The organism is Acidisphaera sp. S103 (genome assembly GCF_009765975.1).
Classification (GTDB): Bacteria; Pseudomonadota; Alphaproteobacteria; order Acetobacterales; family Acetobacteraceae; genus Rhodopila.
The window spans coordinates 1-13777 of sequence record NZ_LMUJ01000036.1; the positions used below are offsets into that span (position 1 = coordinate 1).

Annotated in this window: 11 protein-coding genes; 9 read left to right on the forward strand and 2 right to left on the reverse strand. The window is 63.7% G+C overall.

What is annotated here, in order from left to right; translation table 11 throughout:
• Window positions 1-411: 411 nt before the first annotated feature.
• On the reverse strand, window positions 412-1152 hold the full coding sequence (locus GSQ89_RS08365; protein WP_158923935.1) for a cyclic nucleotide-binding domain-containing protein: 741 nt from the start codon (window positions 1150-1152) through the stop codon (window positions 412-414).
• A gap of 138 nt (window positions 1153-1290) precedes the next feature.
• On the opposite strand from GSQ89_RS08365, the gene GSQ89_RS08370 reads away from it, so the two are divergent.
• From GSQ89_RS08370 to GSQ89_RS08395, 6 genes are read left to right on the forward strand one after another with little or no spacing between them, the layout of a single operon-like run.
• Complete coding sequence (locus tag GSQ89_RS08370; protein WP_158923937.1) at window positions 1291-2265, forward strand: NADPH:quinone oxidoreductase family protein; 975 nt, start codon at window positions 1291-1293, stop codon at window positions 2263-2265.
• Window positions 2266-2285: 20 nt separating this feature from the next.
• On the forward strand, window positions 2286-3791 hold the full coding sequence (locus GSQ89_RS08375; RefSeq protein ID WP_158923939.1) for an aspartate ammonia-lyase: 1506 nt from the start codon (window positions 2286-2288) through the stop codon (window positions 3789-3791).
• A 60-nt stretch (window positions 3792-3851) separates the two neighbouring features.
• Window positions 3852-4262 (forward strand): Zn-ribbon domain-containing OB-fold protein, encoded by a 411-nt coding sequence (locus tag GSQ89_RS08380; protein WP_158923941.1) that lies wholly within the window; start codon window positions 3852-3854, stop codon window positions 4260-4262.
• 4 nt (window positions 4263-4266) lie between these two features.
• A complete protein-coding gene (locus GSQ89_RS08385) occupies window positions 4267-5412 on the forward strand; it encodes a thiolase C-terminal domain-containing protein (protein ID WP_158923943.1) in 1146 nt (381 codons plus the stop codon).
• 4 nt (window positions 5413-5416) lie between these two features.
• Window positions 5417-6613: a CaiB/BaiF CoA-transferase family protein gene (locus tag GSQ89_RS08390; RefSeq protein ID WP_158923945.1), complete on the forward strand. Its 1197-nt coding sequence runs from the start codon at window positions 5417-5419 to the stop codon at window positions 6611-6613.
• 6 nt (window positions 6614-6619) lie between these two features.
• The gene (locus tag GSQ89_RS08395; RefSeq protein ID WP_158923947.1) at window positions 6620-6970 is read left to right on the forward strand and encodes a hypothetical protein; all 351 of its coding nucleotides are present in this window, start codon (window positions 6620-6622) and stop codon (window positions 6968-6970) included.
• 106 nt (window positions 6971-7076) lie between these two features.
• Here the strand turns inward: GSQ89_RS08395 and GSQ89_RS08400 are convergent, their stop codons facing one another.
• Window positions 7077-8129 (reverse strand): VPS10 domain-containing protein, encoded by a 1053-nt coding sequence (locus tag GSQ89_RS08400; RefSeq protein ID WP_158923949.1) that lies wholly within the window; start codon window positions 8127-8129, stop codon window positions 7077-7079.
• Between the two features lie 111 nt (window positions 8130-8240).
• Between GSQ89_RS08400 and GSQ89_RS08405 the strand changes: the two genes are divergently transcribed.
• From GSQ89_RS08405 to GSQ89_RS08415, 3 genes are read left to right on the forward strand one after another with little or no spacing between them, the layout of a single operon-like run.
• Window positions 8241-9290 carry an Ldh family oxidoreductase gene (locus GSQ89_RS08405; RefSeq protein ID WP_158923951.1) on the forward strand — a complete coding sequence of 350 codons (1050 nt, stop codon included), beginning with the start codon at window positions 8241-8243 and terminating at the stop codon, window positions 9288-9290.
• Window positions 9291-11546 (forward strand): xanthine dehydrogenase family protein molybdopterin-binding subunit, encoded by a 2256-nt coding sequence (locus GSQ89_RS08410; protein WP_158923953.1) that lies wholly within the window; start codon window positions 9291-9293, stop codon window positions 11544-11546.
• Window positions 11543-13744, forward strand: coding sequence for a molybdopterin-dependent oxidoreductase (locus tag GSQ89_RS08415; protein ID WP_158923955.1), 2202 nt, complete (start codon window positions 11543-11545; stop codon window positions 13742-13744). The genes GSQ89_RS08410 and GSQ89_RS08415 overlap by 4 nt, the downstream gene beginning before the upstream one ends.
• The last annotated feature ends 33 nt before the right edge of the window (window positions 13745-13777 follow it).

Genomic DNA, 13777 nt, shown 5'->3' on the forward strand with positions numbered 1-13777 from the left:
CGCCGCAAAGCCTCAAGGGCGTGCCCGGACAGGGTGTCCTGATATGAGACAGTCTGATACCGTATCATATCAAGAAACGTGCCAGACAACCGTGGGACATGCCCGACCATGACACGGGGGGTAGGCCGGTGCTCGCTGCAACGGTTCGAGGACGGTGCCGATGGGTCAACGATAACGTTGGTTGGTACCGGCCCTTCGCGCTTCGTCCGCCGGTGCGCGGATGGCCGGGACTCGCCCGGCCATGACGGCGGGAGGGGTGCTGGCCGCCTTGGTGAGGGTGCCAATCGCGACGAGGACCGGGATAAGCCCAGCTCTATGACGGCGAGAGGGGCTTGGTCGTCACGGTTGGTGTGTTGCCGTGACGGTGTGTTGCCGTGACGGTGTGAGTATGCCGGGACAAACGCGGTGTTTTCAGGCGATGGATTCGTCCGGTTCGGAATAGGCCGTCAGGCTGGCAATGTCGTGCAGGATCACGCGGGCGCCGTGGGTTTCCACGCCGAAACCACGCAGCGCGGCGAAGGCTCGGGACAGGTTCTCCTGCCGACAGCCCAGGCGGGCGGCCAGCAAGCGCTTATCGAACGGCAGCCGCAGGGCGGTCGCGTTGGCCTGTTTCTCGGCGGACAGTGACAGCAGGTAGCAGCCCAGGCGCTGGGCAGTGGTCCGCAGTTTCAGGTCGCACACCTGGCGGACCAGGGCGTGGAACTCATTTGCCTCGGCCCGCAGCAGGGCGGCGACCAGGGATGGCTCCTGCTCGACCATGGTGAGCAGTCCCTCGGCCTCGATCGAAATCAGGCTGCTGGGGGTGACGGTGCGCACGCCCAGCAGGCGCGGCAGGCGGGCCAGCAAGGTGGCGAGACCGAGCGTTTCACCGGCTCGGACGACTTCCACGACGGCGACGGTGCCGTTGGGCGCGGTGCTGAAGCCGGCGAGTTGTCCGCTCAGCACGATGATAAGCTCACCCGCGGGGTCACCCTGGCGGCAGATTTCGACGTCTTCCGGCGCGTTCAGGATCTTGCTGATCGCAGCGAGCCGAAGCAGGACCGGATCGGCGAGATCGCGCAGCAGCGGCGTGGCGCGCAAAGCCTCAAGAATATACGTATTATCGGACTGGTTAGATCGGACCATTTCGGTCAGCATGGCTCGACTGGGCATGAAAACCTCGGCATTGCGATGGGGATAAAAAAATCTCTTGCCTATGGTTTTACCGGAAGGATTTGACCACAATCAAGCTATGCCGGGTTCCAACCATGGCGTTTGATACAATTTTTCATGAAGGCAGGGAAAATTAGCGTGAAATCAATTGTCTGTGAGCGCTTTGGCGGCCCGGAAGTTTTGGCGGAGCGGGAGGTGCCTGACCCGGCACCGCCGGGCGCGGGCGAGATTCAGGTGCGAATCGCGGCGCGGGGCGTTCAGTACGTCGATGTGCTGATGCTGGCGGGGAAGTATCAGTTTCGGCCGGAACCGCCGTTTATTCCGGGTGGCGAGGCGGCCGGACAGGTGGTGGCGGTGGGGCCGGATGTGACGGATTTCGCGGTGGGTGACGCGGTGATGTCGCGGCACACGCTGGGGGCGTTCGCGGAACTGGGCAACGCGAAGGCGGCGCTGTGCGACAAGGTGCCGGTGGGGCTGTCGATGGCGCAGGCGGGGGGGTTCCGGGGGGCCTATACGACCGCGTATCATGCGTTGCTGCAACGCGGGCGTATGCAGGCCGGCGAATGGGTGCTGGTGCATGGCGCGGCGGGGGGCATCGGGATCTCGGCGATTCAGGTGGCGAAGGCGTTCGGTGCCAAGGTGATCGCCACCGCCGGCAGCGCGGAAAAGCGCCAGGCGTGCCTGGAGGAGGGGGCCGATCACGCGATCGACTACCGGTCCGGCTTCATCGACCAGGTGAAGGACCTGACCGGCGGGCGTGGTGTGGACATCGTCTATGACCCGATCGGCGACAAGGTGGCGGAGGAATCGCTGCGCTGCCTGGCGTGGGGCGGGCGGCTGCTGATCCTGGGCTTCCTGGGCGGCGGCCCAACCAATATCAGAAGCAACTATCTGCTGATCAAGGGGATCGACGCTGTCGGGGTGCGCATCGGTGGGCTGAACGAAGCCAACCCGGCTCTGGCGATCGCCAACATGAAAGCGCTGATCGTGCTGGCGGAGCAGGGCAAGCTGCGGCCGCGCATATCCCATACGTTCCGGCTGGATCAGGCGGCCGAGGCGCTTCAGGTGGTGATCGATCGAGCGGTGATCGGCAAAGCGGTGTTGGTGAGTTAGGTTTAATCGGGAGTTCGCGGATGAACGACGAGCCGATACCTGCCCCTCTGGTCGTCGGAGAGCGCACCGGACAGGAACCGCCCAGTCCGCTGCATACCGCCTCTGCCGAGACGCGGCGGGAGCATGATTTGCTGGGGGAGGCGGATGTGCCGATGTCCGCCTATTGGGGCATTCATAGCCAGCGCGCGGTGGAGAATTTCCCGATCACCGGCGTGCCGGTCGGGCATTTTCCCGAACTGGTGCGGGCATTGGCGCTGGTGAAACTGGCGGCGGCCCGGGCGAACAAGCGGCTGGGGTATCTGCCGGAGGTCAAGGCGGCGGCGATCGAGCGGGCCTGTCTGCTGATCGCCGAGGAAGGCCGTTTCCATGATCAGTTCGTGGTGGATGCGATCCAGGGGGGCGCCGGCACGTCCACCAACATGAACGCCAACGAGGTGATCGCCAACGTGGCGTTGGAATCGATGGGCTTGCGGCGCGGGACCTATGCCGCGTTGCATCCGAACGACGACGTCAACATGGCGCAGTCGACCAACGATGCGTATCCCACGGCGCTGCGGCTGTCGGTGATTTTCGCCACCGCGCCGCTGGCCAGGGCGCTGGACGATCTGGCGTTTGCGTTCAAGACGAAATCGGTGGAGTTCGCCGATGTGCTGAAGATGGGGCGCACCCAGCTTCAGGATGCCGTGCCGATGACGGTGGGGCAGGAGTTCGACGGTTTCCACGCCACGCTGAAGGAGGATGTCGCTCGGTTGGGCGAGATCGCCGGGTTGTTTCGCGAGATCAGCCTGGGGGCGACGGCGATCGGTACCGGGATCAATGCCGATCCGCGTTATGCCAGTCTGGCGGTGGAGGAACTGGCCAGGGCGGCGCGGCAGCCTTTGACTCCGGCGACGAATTTGATCGAGGCGACGTCCGACATGGGGGCGTTCGTGCTGTTCATGGGGCTGCTGAAGCGGGTCGCGGTGAAGCTGTCGAAGATCTGTAATGATCTGCGGCTGCTATCGAGCGGGCCGCGTACCGGGTTCGGCGAGTTGCTGCTGCCGGCGGTGCAGGCGGGGTCGTCGATCATGCCGGGCAAGGTGAACCCGGTGATCCCGGAAGTGGTGAACCAGGTGGCGTTCCTGGTGATCGGCCACGACCTGACGGTGACGATGTGCGCCGAGGGGGGCCAACTGCAGTTGAACGCGTTCGAGCCGACGATTGGTTACTGCGTGCTGAATGCCCTGCGGATGCTGACGGCGGCGGTGGAAACGTTGCGGACCCGGTGCGTCGAGGGGATCGAGGTGGATCGGGAGCGTTGCGAAAGCCTTGTTCGGGGCAGCATTGGGTTGGTTACGGCGCTGGTGCCGGCGTTGGGGTATGAGGCGTCGTCTCGGGTGGCTCGGCGGGCGCTGGCGGAGAAACGATCGGTGGCGGAGATCGTACTGGATGAGGGGTTGCTGACGGCGGTGCAGTTGAACGAACTGTTGCAGTTGGAGGCAATGACTCGTCCGCATCGGGCGAAGACCATGGTGGCTCGGCCGTAAGTTGCGGGCGGGGCCGAGGCAGCTTAACGTTCCCTTTATCGGACAGGAGGACAACGAACCATGGCGACACCCGGACGTGCTTTGCCGCAGCCGACCCCTGAGACCCAGCATTTCTGGGACGGCACCAAGGCAAACGAGTTGCTGCTGCAGCGCTGCGATGAATGCAGCAAGGTGTACTTTCCGCCTCGGCCGTTCTGCCCGGTTTGTGCGTCGCGGAAGGTGTCCGTCACCAAGGCCAGCGGCAAGGCTGTCCTTTACAGCTACGTGATCCATCATCGGCCGGTGCCGGGGTTCACGCCGCCTTATGCCATTGCGGTGGTCGAGCTGGCCGAGGGTCCTCGGATGATGACCAATATCGTCGAGTGCGAGCAGACTCCCGAGGCGCTGGTGCTGGATATGCCAGTCGAGGTGGTGTTTGAGCCGCAGACCGACACCATCACCCTTCCCTTCTTCCGTCCGGCGAAAGGTTGATCCGATGCCGCACAATACAGTCGCCGTTGTCGGCGCCGCCGAGACTACTCGGTTGGGGGTTATTCCTGAGCTGTCGCAGCTTGGGCTGCATGCCGATGCCGCGATCAACGCGATGGCCGATTGCGGGCTGAAGCCGAAGGATATCGACGGCATCGCCTGTGCCGCCAACGAAACGCCAGTGAATTTGGCGCATTATCTGGGCATCACGCCCACCTGGATCGACGGGACGGCCGTGGGCGGGTGCAGCTTCATGATCCATGTTCGCCACGCGGCGGCGGCGATCGAGGCGGGGTTGGCGAAGACGATCCTGATCACGCATGGCGAATCGGGGAAATCCCGTGTCGGGAATCCGGCGCGAGCGGTGCATCCTCAGTCGTTGAATGGGCAGTTCGAGCAGCCGTTCGGTCCGATGGGGCCGCCGAGCATGTTCACCATTCCGGTGCTGCGGTACATGAAGACGTATGGCGTGACGGCGGAACAGATTGCTCAGGTTGCCGTGGTGCAGCGGGAATGGGCGTCGAAAAATCCGCGTGCGACATTCCGGAACTTGATTACCACGGACGACGTGCTGAACAGCCGGATGATCGCCTATCCGTTCCGGTTGCTGATGTGCTGCCTGGTGACGGATGGTGGCGGGGCGCTGATCCTGACCTCGGCGGAACGGGCGAAGGATTTCCCGACCAAGCCGGTTTACATCCTGGGCACCGGCGAAAGCGCCGAGACGCCGATGGTGAGCCAGATGGAGGATTTCACGTCGTCTCGGGCGTTCCGTGTGGCGGGTCCGACGGCGTTCAAGGAGGCGGGGATCACGCACAAGGACGTCGATCACCTGATGATCTATGACGCGTTCGCGCATCTGCCGATCTATGGGCTGGAAGATCTGGGGTTCCTGCCGAAGGGTGAGGCGGCGGGGTTCATCGCCGGCCGCAATACCGCGCCCGGTGGGTCGCTGCCGTTGAACACCAATGGTGGCGGGCTGTCGTATATGCACTCCGGCATGTACGGGATGTATGCGTTGCAGGAGAGTGTGCGGCAGATGCGGGGTATCGCGCCGGCGCAGATTCCGGATGCGAAGATTTCCGTCTGCCATGGTGTAGGTGGGATGTTTGCGGCGTCCGGGACGATTATTTTCAGCAACCAGGCGCCCTAATGCGATGACCGACAGTCTGTTCACCGGCCTGAAGGTCATCGACTGCGCCAGTTGGATCGCCGGACCGGCGGCCGCGACGATCATGTCGGATTTCGGTGCCGACGTGATCAAGATCGAACCGCCGGGGGTTGGCGATCCCTGGCGGGCGTCGACGCCTATTCCGGGGAAGCCGGTCGATTACTATTGGCAGTTGACGTCTCGGAACAAGCGCAGCCTGGCGTTGGATCTGAAGCATCCGGATGGGCAAGCGGTGTTGCATCGCCTGGCTGCCTCGGCTGATGTTTTCATTACCAACTTTCCGTTGCCGGTGCGGGATCGGTTGCGGTTGGCGCCTTCGGACCTGACTCCGCTGAATCCGCGGCTGATCTATGCGTCGTTTACGGCGTATGGCGAGGAAGGCGAGGAGGCGGCGAAGACCGGGTTTGATTCGACGGCGTATTGGGCTCGCACCGGGCTGATGGACATGGTGCGGTCGGATGCGGCGACCGTGCCGTCCCGGTCGATGCCGGGGATGGGGGATTTTCCCAGCGCTACCGGTGTCTATTCCGCGATCGTGACGGCGCTGTACCGGCGGGAGAAGACGGGGCTGGGCGGCGTGGTACGGTCGTCGCTGTTGCAGAACGGGTTGTGGGCGAATGGGTGTGCCGTGCAGACCCGGCTGTTCGGTGAGGATATCCAGTTGCGGCCGCATCGGGATGACGCGCCGAATGCGCTGGCGAACCACTACCGGTCGCGGGATGGACGGTGGTTCATCATGGCGCTGTTTAATGAGCAGCGGCAGTTGCGGGGCTTCCTGGGGGCGATCGGGCGGGAGGAACTGACCGATGATCCTCGGTTCGCTACGCCGGATGCGCGCAAGCGGCATGCGCGGGATTTGGTGCTGGTGCTGGACAAGGTTTTTGCCACGCGCGATCTGGCGGAGTGGCGGGTGATCCTGGACGGGGTCGGGGTTACATTCGGGATTGTTGCGACAGTGAATGAAGCGCTGGACGATCCGCAGATGCGGCATGCCGGTGCGCTGGAGCCCTTCGCGGATGGGCAGGGGCTGACGGTGATGAGCCCGTTCCATATCGATGGGGTGGAGAAAGTGGCCGCGTCTCGGGCGCCCTCGGTCGGGCAGCATAATGAGGCGGTGCTGCTGGAGGCTGGGTATTCGGCCGACGATGTCCAGCGGCTGCGCGGGTTGGGCGTGGTGGCGTAACGCGCCTTGGTTTCGGTTGCATTCTGGGTTCTGGCGGCCGCTGTTGTTGCCGGCAGCGTGCTGGCGCTGTGGCATTTGCGCGGGGTGTCTCGGCCGCCGCTTGTCGCGGGGACCGCGCATGCGGTGGTTGGCGCCGTGGGGCTTGGGTTGTTGCTGCTGGCGTTGGGCGGGCCGGCGCGCGGGGTTGCGGCTGGGGTCGGGTCGTTTGGGGCGGTCGCGGCGGGGTTGTTTACCGTGGCGCTGCTGACGGGATTCGGGTTGTTGCTGTTGCAACGGAAAGGCGTGGTCATGGCGATCCACGCGGGGATCGCCATTACTGGGTTTGTGATGGTGATGGCTTGGGTGGCGTTGGGGTAAAGAACGTTATCTCGTCATGGCGGGCGCAGGCCCGCCATCCACGGCATTGTCCATACACAGGAAGGCGTGGATGGTGGGCCTTCGCCCACCATGACGAATTGATGGTCTACCCCACCGCGACTGAATAGATATCCTTTACGCCGGCGGGTAGCGGGAGAGAGTCCCAGGTGGTGCCGCCGTCCTGGGTGCCGTAGATTTCTCCGTCGTAGCGGGCACCGATGTAGACCTGATCAGGGTCGGTGTGGTGCAGGGCGACGGACATGATGGTGCCGTGGACCTGCACTTTATCGAAACGTTTCCACGACGCGCCCTTGTCGGTGCTGCGGTAGACGGCGCCGTCTTTGCTGGCGGCGGCGACACTTAGCGCGGCGTAGAGCGTGTTGCCGTCCTGCGGCGACACCTTGATGTCTCGGCCGTAGGTCGTGGGTGAGAACCGGCCAAGTTCCATGTCCTGCCAGGTGTTGCCGGCGTCCGCTGTCTCGAACAGGCCCATCCGCACGGCGACGATCACCTTGTCGGGGTTGGCCGGGCTGATGGCGATGGCGTGGCCGTCCAGCATGCCCTCGTTATAGGTGTCGCTGACGATCTTGCTCTTCAGGTGCGGTTGCTGCGCCAGTTCGATGAGGCTGGTGCTGCAATCGGTCCAGCTTTCGCCGCCGTTGTCGGTGCGCATGACGCCGTTGACCTCCAGCGCGGCGAAGATCGTGTTCGGCTTGGACGGGTGCTGCGCCATCCGCATCACGCGGCAGGCGAACGGCATCACCGCTCGGTCCGGCATGCCGGGATTGGGCAGGGCCTTCCAGGTTTCGCCGGTGTCTTCGCTGCGGTACATGCTGATGGGCGAGCCGCCGGCGTAGATCAGTTTCCGGTTGTTGGAGTCCACCAGGAACGACCAGATCTGGATGTTCTTGTCGGGGAAATTGGTGCGCTGGAAGGACTTGCCGCAATCGGTGCTGCGGTAGACTCCGTCGGCGGTGCCGGCGAACACGACGTTCGGGTCGGTCGGGTGGATGTTGACGGTGTAGGTTTCGCGATCGGCCAGCGCATGTTCCCAGCGGCCGGTTTCCGCCGGCCGGGTGAACACGCCCACCGTTCCTTTTTGATCCGCGCGGCCGACATAGCCCGCGACGCCGGCGTAGACATTGGACTTGCTCGCCATGATCCGCTCCCTTGGGTTGTTTTCCAGCCGACACGCTACGCCGGTTTTGGTGTTCTGGCCAACTGTTCGCCCCTGGGCTAGCCTTCCGGCAGGAATCAGGGGAGAGAGTCGATGCCCACCGTAACCGCCGAAAAACTGACCGAAATCGAGATTGCGCTGCTGATCGCGGCTGGCGCGTCAGCGGAAGAAGCTTCCATCATTGCCCGCTACAACGTCGGCGCCAACCTTGTTGGCCATGACAGCCACGGTATCCATCTGATCCCGAGCTATATCGACCGGATCAAGGCTGGGCATATCGTTCCGCAGGCGCCATGGGTGATCACGCAGGAAACGCCGACCACGACGGTGATCGACGGCAACTGGGGTTTTGGCTACGCGGTGACCGATCGGGCGATGCGGTACACGATCGAGAAGGCGAAAAAGCAGAATGTCGCGGCGGCGACGGTGTTCCGGCAGAGCCATATCGGGCGGCTGGCCAGTTATCCTCTTCTGGCCTCGGCCGAGGGGATGATCGCGATGATCACCGCCGATTCGGGCCGGTCCGCCAAGGCCGTCGCGCCGTTCGGCGGAGCAAAGGCTCGGTTGGGCACCAACCCGATTTCGTTTGCCATTCCGTCCAACCTGGATGGTCCGTTCGTGTTTGATATGGCGACGTCGGCGGCGGCCGCCGGCAAGATCAACGTGGCGACGGCTCGTGGAGAGCAGGTGCCGACGGGGTGGCTGATCGACGCGGAGGGCCGGCCGTCCACCGATCCGAAGGTGCTGAAGTCGGGTGGCGCGCTGCTGCCGTTGGGTGGTGCCGAGGGTTACAAGGGGACTGGTTTGGCGGCGATCGTGGAGATCATGTCTGGGCTGCTGACGGGGCTTGGTTTCGGTGTGGAACCGAGCGGTCGGCACAATGACGGGTGTTTCATTGCGGTGTTCAATGTGGCGGCGTTCCGTGACCTGGCGGTGTTCAAGCAGGAAGTGACGGAATTCGCGCAATACCTGAAGGCCACGCCGCTGGCGCAGGGCTTTACCGAGGTGTTTTACCCGGGTGAGGTCGAGTACAAGAAGGAACTGGATCGGCGCAAGAACGGCGTGGTGATCGAGGATGCGACCTGGGCCAAGGTCAAGGAATTGGCGAAGGGTTACGGTTTGACCGACAAACTCGGGCTGTAAATGGCGCCATTCATCGGCCAATCCACTCGGCGGTTGGAGGATGCTCGGTTTTTGGTAGGCCGAGCGGTGTTTGTCGATGATGTGAATTGGGTGGGGCAGACTTGGGCACATGTGGTCCGGTCGCCCCATGCTCACGCAACGATCGATCGGATCGATACGGTGGCGGCGCGTGGGATGCCCGGTGTGCTGGGTATCTACACGTATGAGGACATCGACGATCTGGGGCTGTTGCCGTGCGCGACCCAGGTGGCGAGTGTTGCCCCGATGATCGTGCCGCCTCGGCCGGCGCTGGCTCGGGATCGGGTGCGCCATGTCGGCGATCCGGTGGCGTTCGTGGTGGCGGAAACGGCGGTGGCGGCGCGCGATGCGGCGGAACAGGTGGTGGTGGATTATACGCCGCTGCCTTGTGTCGTTGATGCCGCGGCGGCGCTGGCGGTTGGTGCGCCGGCTTTGTGGGATACGGGTAACGAGTCGTTTCGTTTCCAGCGTGGCGACCGGGCGGCGGTGCAGGCGGCGTTCGCTGTTGCCGATCATGTCGTGGAAGTCGATGTGGTCAACAACCGGCTGGTGATCGCGCCGATGGAGACTCGGGCGGCGATCGCGCGGTGGGGGGATGGGTTTGAGCTGCTGGTGAGTGCGGCCAGTGTGCATGCGATCCGTGATCAGTTGGCCGGTGTGCTCGGGTGCCGGAAGGATCAGGTTCGGGTGTGGGCGCCGGATGTGGGTGGCGGGTTCGGCATCAAGAACTGCCTGTATCCGGAATGGGTGATGCTGCTGTGGTGTGCTCGTAAGCTGGGCCGTCCGGTTAAATGGGTGGAGGACCGCGCGGAGGATTTCGTTTCGACCGCTCAGGGGCGGGACAATCGGTCGGTTGCGCGGTTGGCGCTGGATGCCGAGGGACGGTTCCTGGCGATGGATGTCAGCACGGTGGCTGGGCTGGGGGCTTATATGTCGGGCGGTGGGCCTGGCAGTTCGACCAATGCGCCGGCGGCGGCAATGGGCGGCGGGTATATCATTCCGGCGATCTACATGGATGTGCGCGCGGCGTTCACCAACGTGGCGCCGATCGATGCGTATCGTGGTGCCGGCAAGCCGGAGGCGAATTATCTGATCGAGCGGCTTATCGACAAGGCCGCTTTGTGTTGTGGATTCGATCGGGTCGAACTGCGGCGGCGCAATCTGGTTGCGGCGTTTCCGTACCAGAAGGCGTTGGGCACGGTCGTGGATTGCGGGCGGTTTGCCGCCAATGTCGACGACGTGTTGATGCTGGCGGATCATGCCGGGTTCGATGCGCGCCGGGTTGCCAGCGAAAGCCGGGGGTTGCGGCGTGGCGTCGGCGTTGCCTGCTTCCTGGAGACCGCTCGGGGGGCGCCGAATGAGGGAGCGGAAATCCGGTTCGGTGCCGATGATATCGTGACGTTGCTGGTGGGGACCCAAAGCAACGGGCAAGGTCATGAAACCGCGTATCCGCAGATCGCCGCCGACCTGCTGGGGCTGCCGCTGGAGCAGTTTCGTTACATCCAGGCGGATACTGCGGAAATCGCCGAAGGCAATGGTCATGGCGGCGCTCGGTCTATGCATATGGGCGGGGCCGCGCTGTTCAATGCGGCACAGCAGGTCATCGACAAAGGCAAGCCGGTCGCCGCGCGATTGTTGCAGGCTCGGGTTGATCAGATCGTGTTCTCGGCTGGGCGTTATGCCGCGGATGACCGGTCTGTCGATCTGCTGTCGGTTGCCCGCGATACGCCGCTGGATACATATGTCTGGAACCTGCTGGATATCATTACGTTTCCCAATGGCTGCCATGTGGCGGAGGTCGAAATCGATCCGGAAACCGGGCAGGTGACGTTGGATCGTTATACGGCCGTCGATGATTACGGTACGCTGATCAACCCGCTGCTGACCATCGGGCAGGTGCAGGGCGGCGTTGCCCAGGGGATCGGGCAGGCGCTGACGGAGCATACCGTGTACGATCCGGAGTCGGGGCAGATGCTGAGCGGGTCGTTCATGGACTATCAGATTCCTCGGGCCGTTGACCTGCCGGATTTGGATGTGACGCTGATCGGGGTGCCGACCTCGGCCAATCCGCTGGGGGTGAAAGGTTCGGGCCAGGCCGGAGCGATTGCCGCCCCACAGACCGTGATCAGTGCCATACTGGATGCCCTGGCGCCGCTGGGCGTCACCCATATCGATATGCCGGCGACCCCGGAACGGGTCTGGCAGGCGATCCAACAGGCGAGGAACCTCAGCCCGTGAGTGCCACGATCTACGAAGCCCCGCGCGCTGCCGCCAAGCCGGACGAGACCGTTGTCACCAGTACCTGTGGGCACAATTGCGGCGGGCGCTGCGTGGTCAATGCGCATGTCAGGGACGGGCGGATCGTGCACATCTCGACCGATGCCCGCCAGTGGAATCCCGAGCACCCTCCATTGCCTGCGTGCGCGCGTGGCGTGGGGCAGATCGAGCGGACCTATCATCCCGACCGGCTGAAGTATCCGATGCGTCGGGTTGGCCCGCGGGGGGCGGGTCAGTATGAGCGGATTACGTGGGACGAGGCGTTGGGGACTGTCGCGTCCGAGATGCTGCGGGTTCGGGAGACGTATGGCAATGCGGCGATCCTGGATGCGTCGCGCACCGGCAGCCAGTCGATGCTGCACGGCCGAGTGGCGGCGCAACGGTTTCTGTACATGTTCGGGGGCTGCACCGATCTGTGGTCGAACATGTCCGCTGAGGCGGAGGTGTTCTCGGTCCGGATCACGTATGGCGAGAAGGATTACAAGTCGGCGGGGCGGGAGCCGACGGATTTCGTCAACTCCAAGCTGATCCTGATGTGGGGCTGGAGTCCGGGTGACGGCACGTTCGGTACCGGGACGATGCAGTATCTGAAGCATGCGAAGAAGAACGGGACACGCATCGTGTGCGTCGATCCTCGGGTGACGATGACCAGCCGGCAGTTGGCGGATGAGCATGTGTTTATTCGCCCGTCGACGGATGCGGCGGCGCTGATCGCCATGGCTTATGTGATCGTGTCGGAGGGGCTGCACGACCAGGCGTATTGCGACCGTTACGTGCATGGGTTCGATGAGGGGGAGGTGCCGGAAGGTGCGTCCTATCGGTCCTATCTGCTGGGGCTGGCTGATGGGCAGCCGAAAACGCCGGAATGGGCGGCGGCGATCACCGGTATTCCGGCCGAGACGATCCGGCAACTGGCGGTTGAGTTTGCGTCCACCAAGCCGGCCGCGTTGCAGACCGGGTATGCCGCCGGGCGCACGATGTTTGGGGAGCAGTTCCATCGCGCGGCTTATGCGCTGGCGGCGATCACCGGGAATGTCGGGGTCAGCGGCGGCGGCTCCGGCGTCAGCAACGGGGCGACGGGTAAGGCGGGGATGAAGAGTTTGCCGATTGGGAAGAACCCGATCGAGTCGCGGGTGGCGTCGCCGTTGCTGGCGGACCTGCTGGCTCGGGGCAAGGCGGGTGGGTATCCGGCGGATATCCGGATGATCTATTCCTCGGGTGGGGATTTGTTCAACCAGTGCCCGAATGCCGGGAAGATGGCGGCGTCGCTGGACAAGGTGGAGTTCATTGTCGCGCAGGATCATTTTTTGACGCCGACGGCTCGACTGGCCGACATTGTGTTGCCGGCGACGACTTTCTGGGAACGGAATGATGTGCATACGCCGTGGGCCGGGGCTGGGCACTATGCGATCTACATGAAGCAGGCGATCGAGCCGATGTATGAATGCCGCAACGACATCGATATTTTCGATGAATTGTCCCGGCGGGTTGGTATCAACGGGTATAACAACAAGTCCGAGGCGCAGTGGTTGCGGGAACTGACGTCCGACGCAATAGATGATTTCGATACGTTCGCTGAGCAGGGGGTGGCTCGGTTTCCGGCGCCGGAGGATGCTGTGGCGTTCGCCAAGCAGATCCGGGGGGAGCAGAAGTTTGCCACACAGACCGGGAAGATTGAGGTTTATTCGACGGTTTTGGCCGCCAATCCGAATCCGTACGGGCTGGGGGTGATTCCGCCGATACCGACGTGGTTCGCGCCGGATGATGATACGCAACGGTTTCCGTTGAGTTTGTGTACGCCGAAATCACGGGCTCGGACGCATAGTATCCATGGTAACCAGCCTGGGTTGGCTCGTGTGGATCCCGATACGGTTTGGATGCATCCGGATGATGCGGCGGCTCGCGGGATCGTCGATGGGCAGCGCGTGCGGGTGTTCAACGATATCGGGGCGACGGTGTTGCCGGCGCAGGTGACGGATCGGATCGCGCCGGGGGTGGTGTCGATCAAGGAGGGGGCCTGGTACGCGCCGGGGGTTGATGGGGTTGATTCGCAGGGGTGCGCGAATGTGCTGACGACGGACCGGGCGGCGCCGTGCGGGGCTACGACTTATAATACCAATCAGGTGGAGATTGAGGCGGTTCCGCCCGCCGGTGCGTAGATGGCCGGGACAGGCCCGGCCATGACGGATAGG